Source organism: Neobacillus sp. NPDC058068 (assembly GCF_042885335.1).
In the GTDB taxonomy this organism is placed as follows: Bacteria; Bacillota; Bacilli; order Bacillales; family Cytobacillaceae; genus Neobacillus.
Map to the genome: position 1 here is coordinate 71402 of NZ_JBHVSI010000006.1, position 16749 is coordinate 88150.

The 16749-nt window shown below is 45.6% G+C and carries 15 protein-coding genes; 4 read left to right on the plus strand and 11 right to left on the minus strand.

The features are described from left to right. Positions 1-42: 42 nt before the first annotated feature. Positions 43-315: a sporulation transcriptional regulator SpoIIID gene (gene spoIIID / locus ACFVSW_RS08835; RefSeq protein WP_199421232.1), complete on the minus strand. Its 273-nt coding sequence runs from the start codon at positions 313-315 to the stop codon at positions 43-45. Between the two features lie 759 nt (positions 316-1074). Here spoIIID and ACFVSW_RS08840 point away from each other — a divergent pair. Then, positions 1075-1389: an MGMT family protein gene (locus ACFVSW_RS08840; protein WP_387314783.1), complete on the plus strand. Its 315-nt coding sequence runs from the start codon at positions 1075-1077 to the stop codon at positions 1387-1389. A gap of 135 nt (positions 1390-1524) precedes the next feature. Here ACFVSW_RS08840 and ACFVSW_RS08845 read toward each other — a convergent pair whose 3' ends face one another. From ACFVSW_RS08845 to ACFVSW_RS08875, 7 genes are all read right to left on the minus strand, one after another. Further along, positions 1525-3609, minus strand: a complete 2085-nt coding sequence (locus ACFVSW_RS08845; protein WP_387314785.1) for a penicillin-binding transpeptidase domain-containing protein — start codon at positions 3607-3609, stop codon at positions 1525-1527. A 213-nt stretch (positions 3610-3822) separates the two neighbouring features. After that, positions 3823-4659, minus strand: a complete 837-nt coding sequence (spoIIQ, locus tag ACFVSW_RS08850) for a stage II sporulation protein SpoIIQ (RefSeq protein ID WP_387314787.1) — start codon at positions 4657-4659, stop codon at positions 3823-3825. A 463-nt stretch (positions 4660-5122) separates the two neighbouring features. Beyond that, positions 5123-6169: a stage II sporulation protein D gene (gene spoIID, locus ACFVSW_RS08855; RefSeq protein WP_387314790.1), complete on the minus strand. Its 1047-nt coding sequence runs from the start codon at positions 6167-6169 to the stop codon at positions 5123-5125. 316 nt (positions 6170-6485) lie between these two features. Further along, on the minus strand, positions 6486-7796 hold the full coding sequence (murA, locus tag ACFVSW_RS08860) for a UDP-N-acetylglucosamine 1-carboxyvinyltransferase (protein WP_387314792.1): 1311 nt from the start codon (positions 7794-7796) through the stop codon (positions 6486-6488). A 32-nt stretch (positions 7797-7828) separates the two neighbouring features. Beyond that, positions 7829-8620: a YwmB family TATA-box binding protein gene (locus tag ACFVSW_RS08865; RefSeq protein WP_387314795.1), complete on the minus strand. Its 792-nt coding sequence runs from the start codon at positions 8618-8620 to the stop codon at positions 7829-7831. Between the two features lie 204 nt (positions 8621-8824). Further along, a complete protein-coding gene (locus tag ACFVSW_RS08870; RefSeq protein WP_387314796.1) occupies positions 8825-9061 on the minus strand; it encodes a DUF1146 family protein in 237 nt (78 codons plus the stop codon). A gap of 169 nt (positions 9062-9230) precedes the next feature. Then, positions 9231-9557, minus strand: a complete 327-nt coding sequence (locus ACFVSW_RS08875; RefSeq protein WP_387314798.1) for a YflT domain-containing protein — start codon at positions 9555-9557, stop codon at positions 9231-9233. Between the two features lie 217 nt (positions 9558-9774). Between ACFVSW_RS08875 and ACFVSW_RS08880 the strand changes: the two genes are divergently transcribed. After that, the gene (locus tag ACFVSW_RS08880; protein WP_387314800.1) at positions 9775-10143 is read left to right on the plus strand and encodes an IDEAL domain-containing protein; all 369 of its coding nucleotides are present in this window, start codon (positions 9775-9777) and stop codon (positions 10141-10143) included. A 72-nt stretch (positions 10144-10215) separates the two neighbouring features. Next, entirely contained in the window at positions 10216-10470 is a 255-nt protein-coding gene (locus tag ACFVSW_RS08885) for a GlsB/YeaQ/YmgE family stress response membrane protein (RefSeq protein ID WP_387314802.1), read from the plus strand. A gap of 68 nt (positions 10471-10538) precedes the next feature. On the opposite strand, the gene cls is transcribed toward ACFVSW_RS08885, so the two are convergent. The 3 genes from cls to ACFVSW_RS08900 all read right to left on the minus strand — a co-directional run bounded on the left by cls (position 10539) and on the right by ACFVSW_RS08900 (position 15971). Next, a complete protein-coding gene (cls, locus tag ACFVSW_RS08890) occupies positions 10539-12038 on the minus strand; it encodes a cardiolipin synthase (protein WP_387314805.1) in 1500 nt (499 codons plus the stop codon). Positions 12039-12207: 169 nt separating this feature from the next. Further along, the gene (locus tag ACFVSW_RS08895; RefSeq protein WP_387314807.1) at positions 12208-13083 is read right to left on the minus strand and encodes a CheR family methyltransferase; all 876 of its coding nucleotides are present in this window, start codon (positions 13081-13083) and stop codon (positions 12208-12210) included. Further along, the gene (locus ACFVSW_RS08900; protein WP_387314810.1) at positions 13080-15971 is read right to left on the minus strand and encodes a CHASE3 domain-containing protein; all 2892 of its coding nucleotides are present in this window, start codon (positions 15969-15971) and stop codon (positions 13080-13082) included. The genes ACFVSW_RS08895 and ACFVSW_RS08900 overlap by 4 nt, the downstream gene beginning before the upstream one ends. Positions 15972-16268: 297 nt before the next feature. On the opposite strand from ACFVSW_RS08900, the gene ACFVSW_RS08905 reads away from it, so the two are divergent. Further along, positions 16269-16724 (plus strand): Dps family protein, encoded by a 456-nt coding sequence (locus ACFVSW_RS08905; protein WP_387314812.1) that lies wholly within the window; start codon positions 16269-16271, stop codon positions 16722-16724. Positions 16725-16749 lie beyond the last annotated feature (25 nt).

Consider the following 16749-nt stretch of genomic DNA (forward strand, 5'->3'; position numbering starts at 1 on the left):
TAAATTGGATTCTTTCGATTCCTTCCTAAGAAGAGGCTTTGCTTATTTGACAGGCTCGCCTTCCTTTTCTTCTTTTTGGTATTTCATTTTGGTCGCCTCTCCACCCCGGAGGTGACGGATCGATTTATGATAATCTAAAATTTCTTTTACCTCGTTTGCCAGCTCTGGATTAATTTCAGGAAGTCTCTCGGTTAAATCCTTATGGACTGTACTTTTGGATACGCCAAACTCCTTCGCAATCACGCGAACCGTTTTCCTCGTCTCCACGATATACTTTCCAATCTTGATAGTTCTCTCTTTGATGTAATCGTGCACACTCTCGCCCTCCCTAATATGGATGTGAGAAGTGTGAAATAAGGGCCCGCTTATCACCTCGACCAATACTGCTCCGCACACTGTCCGCCCCACAACGTCCACCCCACGCGGACAAATGTCTTTTTGTGGTGCCTGACACCAATAACACTATTTACACCATTTACACTATGCGGCTGAAGGTATCTAACCTTCTGATTTACAATGAATAATCATGTCCCCGACTGGATACCCGCTAACTTCAAACGACTCCTCACCTCAAACACTCTCTTTGTAAAGGTTTGTAACCATTTTATTAGCTTGGATACGGGTTTATGCACAAAATCCACATTCTGGACAAGTCAATTCTAGAGTCTTCTGAAAATAGGACAATTTTACTTTTTTCGACATTCCGCTAAAAGCATGGGGCGCCTGCGATTTTCTAGGAAATACGCTGGTTGTCGCATTATTTCCTGAGAAATTTGTCGAGCGAAAAAATTATTCTAAATGCTGATGATGTGGGAATTTCTAATAAAACTGATTTGGCGTTCCATTTCTTTGCTTTCCTTAAAAATACATTTAAAAAGCACGACTAGTCTTTTAGGCAGGGGTGGACAAAGTTGGGCTCGACCTAATTTGTCTTCTGCCATAAATTGTTATTCCGATCTGTCTTACGGGCTCTATTCCTTTTCCAAATGAAATTTGTTTCATTTGCCATTATAATAAAATAGTTATGCGGTTCTTTCTGTGTAAGAACATAAACGATTGTGGGGGAAACTTACCGTGACACCATTTACCGAAAACGTCATTGAAATCATCCGCAGCATTCCCGAGGGTAAGGTGATGACCTACGGCCAGATTGCTGGGCTTGCTGGAAGCCCCCGTGCTGCCCGCCAGGTCGTCCGCATCCTGCATTCCATGAGCAGGGCACATCGCCTTCCCTGGCACCGCGTCATTAACGCTAAGGGGCAGATTGCGCTTCAAGATGATGAGTCTTACAACGAGCAGCTCCTATCGCTTGAGGCAGAGGGTGTGGAAGTAGGTTTGAACGGGTTGATTGATTTGGGGAAATACCAATGGAATCCTTATAATAAATAAAAAATAGATGCGGACAACATTTTTTTCAAAATAGTTGATCGCATCTATTTTTGTTGTTTGGAAATGCAGCCGAGACGCGGAGCCTGTAAACTGCCCCCCACATCCCACATCGGGTGCCTGACACTTTTTTCCAAATTATCTCAATTTCATGTAAATGTTTTTTACTTTTTCTACTGGTATTTGTGAACCGCCGCGTCCCTGGACATCTTCGACCATCATCGCGATCATTAGGCTTGGCACGTTTGTATTATAAGCGATGAACCAGCCGTTTTCCGTTCCGGTTTCGCCCTGCTTCTGCTTGATCTCCGCGGTGCCTGTTTTTCCTGCAAGCGGGTAGTCCGCCATTTCCGCGCGATGGGCCGTCCCGCCCGCATCCGCGACGACCTTCCGTAAATCAGCGGCAATCAGCGCGGCCTGTTCACTCGGAACTAGCGCCTCCTTCAATACCTGGGTCCGCTGCTCCGTATCCAGTAAAATTGGCTTAATCATATTGCCATTATTGACAAACGGTGTATAGGAAGATAACAAATGAACAATGCTCATTTGGATTTTTCCCTGACCATAACCTGAGTCAGCGAGCGCAATTTCGCTCCCCAGCTCGCCTATTGTCGATGTCGCAAGCGGGTATGGAAAGTCAAACTTCTCTTCAAAACCGAACTTCTTCAGTCCGTCCACAAATGCATCCTTCCCAATTTTCAGCGCCTTCTGTGCAAAATAAATATTATCGGAAAACACGAGTGCTTTTTCCAGATTTACCGGGTCGGTCCCCGCATGCACCCGCGTTACAAAGTAGCCGCCCCACGATTTATCCTTTTGCCATTTCGCCCCAAGGATGGCCTCTTGCTCTCCCGGATTGAGGGCACCGCTCTCAAGTCCCACCGCAGCCGTGATTGGTTTCATCACAGACCCCGGCGCATAACCTTGGGAAAAACGCGTGGTTAACGGCTGGCGTGCATCCTCCTGCAGCGCTTTCCACTCATCCGCTGAGAAGCCAAGCGACGCCTGGTTTGGATCAAATGACGGGCTGCTGACAAGCGCCAGCGTTTCCCCATTCACAGGGTTCATCGCTGCCGCAGTGCCTGCAGGTGCCCCTCCTGCTGCGTTCGCCGCTGGCGCCGTACCTTCAGGTGCTCCTCCTTCCGGATTCGCAGCACCAGCTCCGCCAATCTTCGCACTCAATTCCGCATAAATCACTTCCTGCAAATCGGCATCGATGGTCAGCTTGACGTCCTTTCCATCGACGACCGCCTTTTCCGCGAGCACTACATCAGCGTCGTCACCCTTCTTTTTAATGATGATCTTGACGCCGCTTTCGCCCTTCAGCTCCTCGTCCAACACTTGCTCAAGTCCTCTTTTTCCAATCACATCCTGGCTGGTGTAGCCCTTGTCCTTCCGCTTCGCCAGCTCGTCCGCCGTAATCGCACCGACATAGCCCACAAGCTGCGCCGACGCCTCCTTATAAGGGTAAATCCGCGCATCCACCTTCCGGGTCTGCACCGGTCCTAGCGCGACCAGCTGTGCAATCCGCTCCTTGTCATCCATTGACACCTTTTTCAGTGGCACAAATAGCTCCGGCTTCACCCAGGTCGCACTCAGCGCCTTGTTGATCTGCTCTGGGGTCATTTTTAACAGCGAAGCTAACGGCTCGATTTCAGCCGCCTCAAGCTTGCCGGCGACCACGCCTACCTCATACACCTGGCCATTCACCGCCAGCCCCGTGCCGTTGCGGTCGAGAATCTCGCCCCGTTTTGGCGTGATAGTGCTCAGACCAATCGTGTCCCCTTCCTGCAATTTTGGAAAAATATACTCGGTGTTCCAGTCTACATACCAATTCTTCTTATCGTCTCGTTCTTCCTTTTGCAGCTGGGCTTTCTGGGTGAATTGAATCGTTCCTGCGATGCTGTTCATTTTAGCGTTAAAAGAATAGCTTGCCTGTTCTAGATTCTTCTTTGTATCCTTTTTTGGCTTTTTGAAGTCAATCTTGAGGTCAGTAATCTGAAGATCTTCGTAGATTTTTTGATAGCGGCTTGTAAATTCTTCTTTGGTGATTTTCTCTTTTGCATCATTTGAAAGGTAATCATACATCTTAGCAAACTTTTGCTGATTCCATAGAGCTATGTACTCGGCGAATCGATCCTCCGGCGTAGGTTCCTTACTGCAGCCAGCAAACACAAAAACCAGCAGCAAAACCAAAACCAACACCCCCGCAAACTTCCTCACCCAAACCCCTCCTTTTAATACCATTCTAACATATATGCACGTACTAACAGTAGTAATACAACAAAGGGTGTCAGGCACCACAAAAAGACATTTGTCCGCGTGGGGTGGACACTGCCGGTGGAAGCTACCATTTTGCGGCGCTAAATTGAGGCTTTTTTCCTTTTGGGGATAAAAAAAAAGAGGAAAGTATTCCCCTTCCCCTTTGGTGCGATTTTATGAGTTTTTCTTTTCTGTCGTGTTTGTTTTTTCGTCTTGTCCGTCAGAGGACTGTTCGTCTTCTGCAGACTTTTCTAGGTCTTCAAGCTTTTGCTGTGTTTTTTGGCTTGGAGTCTCGATTGATTTTTTTTCATTCGAAGACTTGACTTCCTGTAACGCGCTCAACGATTTACCAAAATAGCTCGTTGGGTTTACGGCCACACCGTCTTTGCGGATTTCAAAATGTACATGTGTTCCAGCTTTTTCATTAAACAAGCTTTGCCCAGCCTTAGCAAGGACATCGCCTTGTTTTACTTGTTCGCCAGCCTTGACCTTTATGTCTTTAACCGATTGATATTGTGTGACAATCCCTTTGTCGTGTTCAATTTCAATAACATTCCCAAGAACAGGGTCATCCTCGACACGAGTGACAGTCCCGCTTAATGCTGCAACAACATCAAAGCTTTCGCCGTCTTTCACGGTAATGTCGATACCAGTGTTTGGCTGATACCTATTATTGTAAAATACTAACGCCGCTTCCTGGTCTTCTTCTTTACCATTGAACTCATAGAATTTCATCTTGACGACAGCATCATCAGCCTTAGCCACTGGCATTTTGAAGCTTTCTAATGGTTTGTTAACTTCAACAGCTTTCGGCGGGTTCTTTTTACCAGTGAGATCAGTAGACTTATAATTGTACTTGTCTGTGTTGCTGCTGCTCGCTTGATACCATAGAACCCCGGTTAAAATGATAGCTGCACTTGCGATATAAATAGCTGGAAATACCCAACGCTTTTTGAAAAAGCGCTTTACGCTGGAACTTTGAGAAGATCGTTTGTTTTCTTCCTCTCTCATTTTCATCACCTCAGCAATCATTCTGAACAGATAAGTAGAATTATATACACTAGTCAAAAAATTTTTTTAAAACTTATTTTTCGACAACGGCTATGTTTTTATGCATGAAGGTGAAAAAAATTTTTTCCTACCTAAAAGAGAAGCGATCCAATCGGTTCCGGCGACGGTGCTGGCCTGTATATCTCCGTCTGAAATCAGTCAGGTGTGCCCCCGAATCGATTTCCCGCCCCCCTCTCTTTAATAGAGTTAGTGGTTGTTTTTGCTAGTCTTGGCTTTCGGGTTACGGCTATTGGTTTTCTTTCCGTAGGTTCATTATAATTGCCTTTCTAAAGGACTTTATGATTTACTGTCCACTTTTGCCCAGTTAATTTCCACTTTTCCTCTTTTACTATCCACTTCCCAAAATCCACCCCCAAACAAGCAAAAAAGCCAGGCGATAAGCCTGGCTCAAGGTAACTTTCCACTATTTCTGCGCTGTAAGCGTCGCGAGCATTGTATCTGCTGAAGTAATTTCGACACCTTGATAATAGTGCTTCACAATTTTTTTATAATCCGCGCCTTCCGCTGCCATGCCGTTTGCTCCATACTGGCTCATGCCGACGCCGTGGCCGAAGCCTTTCGTGTTGATGACAATATTGTCACCCTTGCGCTCCCAGGAAAAGTCAGACGATCTCAAATCAAGTTTTTCCCGGATATCCTTTCCAGTCAGCACCTTCCCATTGAAGTCAACCTTCCCGACGCGTTTTCCGGTCGTTTTTTCCACAACCTTCCCGATTGTTCCACCAGAGCCAATTTTCACGCCCAGATTCTTTTCAAATTCCTTAATCGACAACACTTTTTGAAAATTAAACTTTGGCGAGCTTTTATCCCATGGACTTGAAACACTTCTTAAATAGGGGTAGGTTCCTGACCAGTAATCTTCTGAATTTTCCGTGTAACCGTTGCTTGTCGAGAAAAATTGCGCCGCTATTACCTCGCCCTTATAGGTTATCACTTGCCCGCTTGTTGCCCGGACTGCATCTAAAATCTTCTTCCTCTTCTCGTCGTACTTCGCTCCCCAATCCTTTTTCAATTGATCGTCACTCTTGTAGGCTTGGTGGATGGGGGTATCCGTAACCTGGGAGCCCTTTGGCGTTCCCAGCGTGTCCTTCGTTATTAATCTTTTTACGATATAGGTTCTCGCTGTTAGTGCCTGTGCCTTGAGTGCTTCTTCCTTAAACTCCACTGGCATCTCAGCCGCCACCACACCGACAAGATAATCTTCTAATGGGACATTTTCAATTTTCGATTTCGCGGAACGATAGACGGCGACTTCAACCGCTGGGTCTGCGGCCGACACGGCTGCCTGCGTTTCTTTTGCCGGGGGGCCAGCCTTTTTGATTATATCCTCTCCCAGTTTTCCGCTAGCACGGTGTTCCCCCGAAAACGGTAATACAAGCACTGCGGGAATAATCAAGGTCAAGGCAATGAGAAGCGATCCTAGTACGATGAGTGGTTTGATTTTTTTCATGAAAGTGCCTCCAGTTTGTTTTTTAAAGTTCACAGCCCGCACCTGCACCCGGACTGCATCTCCTTAAAACATATGGAAGCGGACAAGCATTTAGTACAGATTTTTTATCAAAAAATGCAATTGGTGTCAGGCACCCTGTTCCAGTAAAAGGAAAATGGTGTCAGGCACCAAATCCCATTAAGTGGAAAAAAACAACCCTACACCAACACCAAATCCCATTAAAAGGAAAACAGTGCCTGACACCATTACAACCACTAAACCCACACAAAAACAACAGGACCTAGCTTCTGCTAGGTCCTGTTGTTTATTTTGTTTGTTATGCGTTCATATCCGATACGTAGTTTTCCACTTCGATAAAGGTTTCTTCTTCTTCTTTCACGCGTTCGATGTCAGCGCCTAAGCCTGCTAGCTTGCCGTGGAAGTTCACGTAGCCGCGGTCTAAGTGTTTTAATTCGGTTACGCGGGTTACGCCTTCCGAAACCAAGCCGGTTAAAATTAACGCCGCTGCTGCCCGGAGGTCAGTTGCTGAAACTTCCGCGCCCTGCAAATTCGATAAGCCATTTAAAATGACGGAACGGCCTTCAATTTTAATATCGGCATTCATCCGCCGGAATTCTTCGACGTGCATGAAACGGTTCTCAAACACCGTTTCCGTAATCATGGATGTGCCCTCTGCACGAAGCAGTAATGCCATCATTTGCGATTGCATGTCAGTTGGGAAGCCTGGATGCGGCATCGTTTTAATGTCAACTGCCTTTAAGCGCTCAGGACCGATGACACGGATGCCATCCTCTTCCTCGATAATCTTAACTCCCATTTCCTCCATCTTGGCAATCAAGGAAGAAATGTGTTCAGGAACTGCGCCTTGTACCAATACATTTCCGCCAGTAATCGCCGCGGCTACCATGAAGGTACCTGCTTCGATTCGGTCAGGAATAATGTTATGTTCTGCGCCAAATAATACATCGACGCCTTCAATCTTTAATGTTCCAGTGCCAGCGCCGCGAACGCGTGCGCCCATTTTATTCAGGAAGTTTGCCAAATCAACGATTTCTGGTTCTTTTGCGACGTTTTCAATGATGGTCGTGCCCTGTGCAAGGGTCGCAGCCATCATAATGTTTTCTGTGGCACCAACACTTGGGAAATCCAAGTAAATTTTTGCTCCTTTTAAACGGCCGTCTACCTCCGCTTCGATAAAGCCATTTCCTACCTTCACCTTCGCACCCATTGCTTCAAAGCCTTTCAGGTGCTGATCAATAGGCCGGGATCCAATCGCACAGCCGCCTGGAAGAGCAACTCGTGCTCGGCCATTACGTGCCAGTAACGATCCCATGACAAGGACAGACGCGCGCATTTTTCGAACATATTCGAACGGCGCTTCATCTTTTAACTCTCTGGATGCATCAACTACAACTGTATTGTTTTCAAACACCACTTCAGCATGTAAGTTGCGTAAGACTTCATTAATTGTATATACATCGGAGAGTGTAGGTACATCACAAATTACACTTTTTCCATCACTTGCTAATAATGTTGCAGCGATAACAGGCAGGACGGCATTTTTTGCACCTTCAACTTTTACCGTTCCGTGAAGCCTTTGTCCGCCGCGGACGATGATCTTTTCCAAGAGTATTCCCCTCCGCGTCCATTTTCTCTATATTAATATTCAATCGTAATGATTGGTGTGCCAACTACGATAGTAGTCTTTGCGCCCAATCGTTCGTAGCGTAAGCCAATTTGTAAATTCATGTTATTTTTTCGATTATCTATGAAGCCTGTAAACATAGGCGATGTCGCCGAAACAGACATGAAAGTCTCCTCTTTTAACGCTTCGATTTCTGTTGCATCAAAGCCAGACAGCAACTTGCTTAAAGCCGCAGGTAAAGCCGAATCAATCTTATCACTGACGACGCCTTTCATACAAGAGAAAACTGTTGGTTTTCCTCGAAATATGTCGGTAAGCCTATTTTTAAATTGTTTGGTTGTGAAAAAGGTCTCAGACGACTTGTTCCACTCTTTTCCGTTGACACTATATACTATATACGCATTGACAGGTTGTTTTGTGTGGGTTGCCATAATTTGAAGCTTTTCGCTGTGGTGGTTAGCTGTTGGAGATACTGCTGTCGCTTCCCATTTCTGGCTGGTATTTGTTTCTGACCAATCCCAATCGGGAAACACTTGTTGAAGCTTTTTCGCGTATTCCTTCACTTCTTGCTCACTTTTCATGCCGGTTATATGCTCTCTTGCATAAAAAGTCCATTCATTGAGCAGAATATTCTCGGCTTGTAAAACTTTGCCGATTTTCGCCAAGTCATGATTGCTTTTTTGAAAAAATAAACCGTCGACGCCATTCGGGCCGCCCTTAGCTTCAATTGTCTGATTCCCAATAACAACCAGTATAAAACTTATCATTGAAATCATGCATAAAAGAATCTTACTATTTCTGTTCATCTCCGTACTCCCCCTTACTACCATTGTTACCAGGAAGGAGAACAGCATACTTGGGAAATGTCGTCACTTTTAGACAAATTTCAATTTTAAGACATACTTATCTTTCCACATAAAAAAGATTGTACTCAAAATATCCGCAAAAGGGAACATGTAAGAATACCTAAATTTTTTCCAGTTAAGTATGTACCTAGAGGCAGAGCCTACCTAATTAAACAGTATTGGCAGCTGCCGTGACCACTGGAGATAATCAAGGAAAAAGTTACTAACAGATGATCCAATGAAAATGGCTAACAATATATACAGCAATCGCCCCTGAAAGATGTGGTTTGCCTTTAGCAGCTTATCTAGGCGAATCGCCTGCAGCGCCCACCATGAAATCGCAATAAACAGTAAGTGCGACACAATGCTTAACAGCGCTAATTGGCCAAAGTCATTTATCATTCCGCTTCCTCCTTTTTACACACAATGATTATTCTACCATACTTGACGGATGAAAGCCGGAAAAGTTTCGTTTTAGGTCATATTTGGAAAATTGAAAAAGCTGGACATAGGAAACAGGCTCCGTGTCCCGCTCTTAGCGGAGACACGGAGCCTGCCCCCTCGTCCCACCCTAGTTCGCTTTTGAAGCGACAACAATGACTTTTCCTAGGTCCAATTCTTTTTCATATCGCTCGGCTTCGGCATCTGATGCTCCCAAGGACTCCAGCTTCGCGCGGAGTTCATCTCCCCTGGTCCGAAAGAAGTTGGCCACAGAATCAAACACACCTTGTTCGCCGACACCAATATCATTGATATCGAGGTTATCTGTTAGGTCTTCAGAGCGTTTTTTATCGTGAGCCAATAAATAAATCTCATCCTTCTTGTACCCCTGCTCGACGAAATGTTCAATTTCCTGTCTTGCTTCGACACCATTTTCGACTACTTTTACATTTTCCATTTTTATTCCTCCTTCGTATTTAAAACAGGGGTCTGACCCCCAGCGTGTTAACGCGGTAATGCAGCTGTGGTCTGGCCCCTGTTTCGTATTTAACCGTTTTTTGAAAAATTAAAACCACTTTCCGACAATCTTCTAATTTTTCCATTCAGGTTAGTAACCAATCCATCATGGGTATATAAGAAAATAATCGCTGGGATTATTAATGGAGGTGTTTAATATGAAGAAACTGTTATGTAAATATTGTGGGAATGCGGAATTTTATGTGGTAAATCTTCACGAAACGGTCTGCAAATGCGGTTTGCGCTTAACGAAGCTTAGTGATTATCGGCGGGAAGGAACGAAACCAGCGGAATATCCCAGCCAAAAACAGCAAGCCGATCTCATTTCAAAAATTAGCATTTTAAAACGGGAGATTGACAAATGTCTCGACGAACGGGAACAAGAAGGTTTTCACCAGTTGTCATTGGAATTAAAGGGCTGCGAGGAGGAACTTCTACAATTGGAGGATACAGCTGACCAAGATCATTTCGCGAAAAGCCTGAAAGACAACAAAGATTGGTCTAATGGCAGTGACATTATTTTCTAGGTTTATGTTTTTTAGCACCGGGGTACTTACTTACCGTGCTTGATTTTCAAATAAGGAGAGGAGAGATTTTTCATGGGATTTATTTGGTCATTAATTATCGGAGGCATCATCGGCTGGCTGGCCGGACTCATCCTTGGACGTGACGTACCAGGAGGTATTATCGGAAATATTATCGCCGGGTTTATCGGGGCATGGCTTGGTTCATTCCTATTAGGCGGCTGGGGACCAGTGATTGGCGGATTTTACTTCATTCCCGCACTCATCGGCGCAATCGTCCTAGTTTTCATCATAAGCCTCATCTTAAGAAATGTAAAACGACCTGCATAAAACCGATACAAAAAGAGACTGCATACAGCTGCAGTCTCTTTTTTTATTGTTGTTGCCTCTGACTCGCCTCATAATATACCCGAAAACAACTTAGCGAAGGATTCCTTCCATTTGACAGCCATGCCTCGTTTATAAAATTCAACGGGGCGGATCCGCCGGCTTTCCTTTAGATCTTCCTCAAATTGTGCCGTTAAATCATGGATGGAATCTGTGCCTGTTAAAAACAAATTCACTTCAAAATTCAATTGAAAACTGCGCATATCGACATTGGCCGTTCCAATTGAGGCAAGATCGCCATCGACAATGATTACTTTTTTATGCAGAAAGCCTTTTTGGTACGAATAGATTTCGATTCCAGCCCGGAGCAATTCAGGAAAATAGGACTGGGTGGCATATTGGGTGAGAAAGCCGTCATTGGTGTCAGGCACCATCAGCCGGACTTGAATGCCTTTACGAGCCGCGACTCTTAACGCGGTTTGGATGGCTTGATTGGGAATAAAGTACGGTGTTGCAATCCAAATCGATTCGGTTGCGCTCGTGATCAACGCAAAGTAATGATCACTCATGTCCCGCGTTTCGGGACCTGTAGCGACGACATGAACATGGCCGTCCCCCGCTGCCGGCACCGGCTTCATATAGCGTTCGTCAGCAAATAGCTTCTCCCCGCAAACATACTTCCAGTCTAATAAAAAAACAGCATGAAGGGTTTGCACCGCTTCACCTTCCAGGACGGCATGTGTATCACACCAAAAGCCAATCTTATCATCTTCGCCAAGGTATTCCACCCCGACATTCAGCCCGCCGATAAATCCAATTTTTCCATCAATGACAATGATTTTTCGATGATTGCGGAAGTTAAACCTTTGATTGAACCAGACTGGTTTGATTGGTAGAAACGGCTGGACTTTAATCCCGGCTTCCAACATTTTTTTACGATCGGCTCCTGAAAGACCGTGGCTCCCGACCGCATCGTACATCAACCGGACTTCGACGCCTTCCGAGACCTTTTCTGTTAAAATTTCAACCAGCTCCTGCCCTAGCCGATCATTTCGGAAAATATAATATTCCAGATGGATAAAGTCCTTCGCTGCCAGCAGCCGCTGTTTAATTTCCTGAAAGGTTTCTTCACCATTTCTTAAAATTCTTGTTTTAGTATTTCGGTTTTGATCGGTTAGGGTCACCCGTTCCAAATAACCGGCGAAACAACGCTGGTGGTCGTTTAGCTTTGACAAATCCAGCGGGCGCTGTTTTTTGCTGAGTGCTTCGAATAGTCGGCGGTCGCTCAGGCGCTTCGACTTAAATAGTTCTCCTTTGACTAATAATTGGCCGGAATACACGTAGAAGATATAGCCAAATACAGGTAATAACACTAATATGTATGTCCATAAAAGGGTGTTTTGCGCCGGGCGGTTTTCGAGCCATAAGGCCAGCACCGTACTTAAAATTATCACGCCGTAAAAGGTGATGCACAGTGCTTTCCACTTAAAGGGCAGTCCAGTAAACAAGACCACGCAGCCAAAAGCAATCATCACGAGAACAAAGAAAAATTCAAAGCGTCTATGTTTCATCACAGGCGTTCTCCCCACATCTTTTTCACAGTGAAATACCCTCTTTATCAAACAACAAAACAAGGGTCAGACCCCCAGCACGCAGTAACGCAGCGGAAGTCCAACCCCTAGTTTTTGGAAAAAGGTGCCTGACACCATTTTCCTATTTTTGGAAGATGGTGCCTGACACCTAAAGTTTTCTATAGATTCTTTCCTGTGAATGAAATTCTTTGTACTTCGTCCTATTTGGCATGAATAGGAGTGTTTCTTTACTTCCGAGTCCGATGAATCCTCCGTCAGCCAGGCTGTCATGGATCAAGCTATGGACTTGCTGCTGCAACTCGTTGTCAAAATAGATCAAGACATTTCGGCATAAGATCACATGGAACTCATTAAAGGAGCCGTCCGTCACCAAATTATGCTGGGCGAAAATGAAATTCTCGCCCAAGCTGGGATGAAAATAGGCAAACTGATGGTCTGTTGTATAGTACTCTGAAAAAGCCTTTTTTCCGCCGGCTTTCAAGTAATTTTTCGTATATTGCTGCATTTTCTTGAGTGGAAATGCTCCCTTTTGGGCAGCGGCAAGGGCCTTTTCATTCATATCCGTAGCATAAATGGTGGTCTTTTCCGCCAGTCCCTCTTCACACATGAGGATGGCCATCGAAAAGACCTCCTCCCCTGTCGCGCAGCCGGCGTGCCAAATCCGAATCTCGGGAAGTTCCCTTAATAGCGGCACCACTTCGTTACGAAAGGCGGCAAAGAAACTGGGATCGCGAAACATTTCCGTCATCCGGATGGATAGATCATTCAATAATCGCTCCAAATAGCCGGGTTCGTGGAGCACTTTTTCCAAGAGAGCCGTAATGGATGGAAGCCGTTCCGCCTTCATGCGGTTCAATATCCTTCTCTTCAAGGAAGCCCGTACATAGCCCCGGAAGTCATAGCCATACTTTTGAAAAAGGCCCTCAAGCAGCAAATTGATTTCTATCTCCTGTAGTTCATTAAGCTCCCTATCCTCTGTTTCTGTGAATAGACCAGAAGATTGGGAGATGGGTCTGTTGTTCAATCTCGTTCCACCTGTTCTGTCAGCCATACCCGCATCAACGAGAAGAGCTGGTCGATATTTAACGGCTTCATAATATAATCAGATGCGCCTGCCTCCAAACACTTGTCGCGTTCGCCTTTCATTGCCTTGGCCGTCAAGGCGATAATTGGCAGAGTTTGCAGCCCAAGGTCGTGACGGATGGCCTTCATCGCCTCATAGCCTCCCATCACCGGCATCATGATATCCATAAAAATCAAGTCAAAATCAGAGTATGCTTGCAGCATTTCGATGGCGCGTTTGCCGTTTTCTGCTACTTGAACGACGACACCTCTGCTCTCGAGAGCGGTAACGAGTGCATACACATTGCGGCCATCGTCCTCTACGAGAAGCACTTTCTTTCCTGTAAACAACTGTTTGTCCGACATTTCAACCTGGGTATATTCATCTGAATTTTCGGGCGCGGTTCGTTCATCCCAACAGACGACTGCGGTTCGTGCATCCGAATTTTCGCCCACAGTTCGTTTGCCCGAATTGTCTGCCCCGGTTCGTTTGCCCGAATTGTTCGCTCCAGTTCTTTCTCCTGAATTGTTCGCTCCAGTTCTTTCGCCCGAATTGCCTGCCGCTGTCCGTTCGTTCGCTGGCCAGTCTGCTTTTTCCTCTGTCCATTCTTGTTCCGAAGTAGTCCCGCTAGCGCTTGCCGCTGTTTCCTCGAGCGCCTGATGATGATTATGGCCCTGATACTCCGGCGCAAGCTTGCTCGGGATATATAAGGTAAACGTACTGCCCTTATCGACCTCGCTTTGAACATCAATGGCGCCGCCCAGCAAGCGGGTAAATTCGCGGCAAATTGATAACCCCAGCCCTGTCCCGCCATAAAGCCGGTTCGTGGTGCCGTCAACCTGTTGAAAGGCATTGAAGATAATTTCCTGCTTATCGCATGGTATGCCGATTCCGGTGTCAGTTACGGAGATTGCGAGCATCGCTTCTCCAGCTTGGACGCCGAGCATCGCTTCATCTGCTTTACCACCAAGCAATTCCGCCGCCTTTTCCGGATCGGCAAGTTCGATTCGTACCGTTACCCCGCCCTTTTCCGTAAATTTAAAGGCATTGGACAATAGATTTTTCAAAATTTGCTGCAATCTTTGTCCGTCCGTCGAAATGACTGCCGGAACATCCGGACCGGTCAACACCTCAAACGTCAAATTCTTTTTAACAGCAACGGGGTCAAAGGTATTTCTCAACAGCTGAGGAATTTCTGTCACATTGACTTCATCTGTTAAAATTTCAATTTTTCCCGCTTCCACTTTCGATAAATCGAGAATATCATCAATCAGCCGCAGCAAATCTCCGCCAGAGGTATTGACGACGCTGGCATATTCCTCCACTTCTGACCTGTCCATTTCCGCATTATTTTCCATCAGCATTTGCGAGAGAATGAGAATGCTGTTCAATGGCGTCCGCAGCTCATGCGACATATTCGCCAGAAAGTCGGTTTTATATTGCGAACTCTGCTTCAATTTCCGCGAATAACCTTCTAGTTCATCCTTCGCTTTCTTCAGTTCCAGTGCTCGTTGCTCGGCAAATTCGTTCTTCTCTTCCAAAAATTCATTGGTAATTCGCAGCTGCTCCTGCTGCATTTGCAATTCTTCTGATTGCGCTTGGAGCTCTTCCGATTGTGCCTGCAGTTCTTCGGTTAAAATTTGCGATTCTCCGAGCAGCCTTTCCACTTCCATCCTTCCCGCCACATTGGTAATTGCCGAACCAAACTTGTCCTGCAGCATGTCCAGTAAGGTCAGGTGCTGAGAGAGAAACGGCTGCAGTGCGGCGAACTCGACGACCGCTTCAACCCTGTCCTCTACCAAAATCGGCGCAATTAATAGACTGCGGGGGGAGGAAGCACCTAAGCCGGATGTCACTTTGAAATGCTCTTCCGGCAGCTTATCAATGAGAAATATTCGTTTATCAATGGCCGCTTGGCCGATTAACCCTTCTCCTAATCGGAAGCTTGCCGCGGCGTGTTCCTCACCTTCCAGCGCATAGCCGCCCGCTTTAACGTATTTCACCACCCCGTCTGCATCACTCCTGCGCAGATAAACCACCCCGTAAGTAGCTTGCAGTAACGGAGCAAGCTTCGTGATAAATGCTTGCGTCAATTCTTTAATATCGGTAATCCCTTGATACATCGTTGCTATCTCAGTCATGCTTTTCTGGATCCAGCTCTGTTTCTCGAGACTGCTCAGCAGCTTGTTCATCGCCTCAGCCAGCTCCTGGGTTTCATCACGGGTATTCACTTTAATCCTTGCGGTCAGGCCGACCTCTGAATCTGTGATACTCGTTATGGTTTTCACCACCTGTTTAATTGTCTTCACGATTGAATTAGACAAGATAATCGCTGTGGCGATAGTAATCACCGTTACCAAAAGGATAATCGCATACAAGGTTATTTTTAAGTTCATATTGCTCTGATTGAGCTCTTTCGTCCGTTCAGTCGTTATTTTCTTTTCATTGGCAAGAAAGGATTCCAACTGTGTGCGCAGCTGATCGGTTATTTTCTTTCCGGTATTTTCCGCAAAATGCTTGTCTATAGCAGCAGCGTTATTCGCCTTTTTTGAATTGATGACATAGTCGCCGGAATTCGCTACCCAGCTCAAAATCAGCGGTTTCATCTCCTCCAAACTCCGCTGCTGCCTGCTGTTATCGGTTAACAGCGAATGCAGTTTGTTGTAGTTGTCGAGCCAGCTGCGGCTCGCAAGATTATATGGCTGGAGATACTCCTCATTTCCCGTGATCACATACCCTCTCATCCCGCTTTCCATGTTGAGGACATTTTTTTGAATCTGATTTGCGAGATCGTGGACCTCAACATCGTGTTCGGAGACATAATCCACTTCTTTCTGCAAAACTGTCATCCTATTAATCACGATGAGCAGTGAGAAAACTAGGCAAATTAAAATGGTTAAATAGCCGGTAATAATTTTCGCGTGGATGTTGTAGTTTATTCCTTTTATGTCGACCGCCCCCCGGTATTGATCGTCAGTTGAATATCCCTTATTCTACCATAACCACCTGTCGGGTATCATTGAATTTGACCCACAGGTACCTAATTAAGGTCTTATTGCCCATTTTTTTCAAAAAATTTGTCTATGGTTTCAACAGATGTAGGAGCGGGTAAATAATAGGTATCCTACAAATGGAGGTATGTAAAAGTGGTAAAAACGAAGGATAAAAACGAAATTATTACAGAGACACTTAACAAGCAGGTAGCGAATTTCTCCGTTCTTTTTATGAAGACGCACCATTATCATTGGTTTGTAAAAGGGGAGAATTTTTTCACCTTGCATGTTAAATTTGAAGAATTGTATACGGAAGCAGCCTTACACCTTGATACAATCGCTGAACGAATGCTGGCGATAGGAGCTTCACCAACGGCAACACTAAAGGAGCAATTGAATATAGCTTCCATTGAAGAGGCGGCAGGCGACGAGAATGCGAGAGGGATGGTGCAAACTTTGGCGGATGATTTTAACACGATTTGCAGCGAGCTTACAGAGGGAATAACAGCTGCCGAAGACAACGATGATCAGCCGACCGCTGATATGTTCATTGCGATTCGCACTTCTCTAGAAAAGCACAAATGGATGCTGGAAGCGTATTTGGCGTAGTAAGAATGGGTTTTTGTGAAAAAAG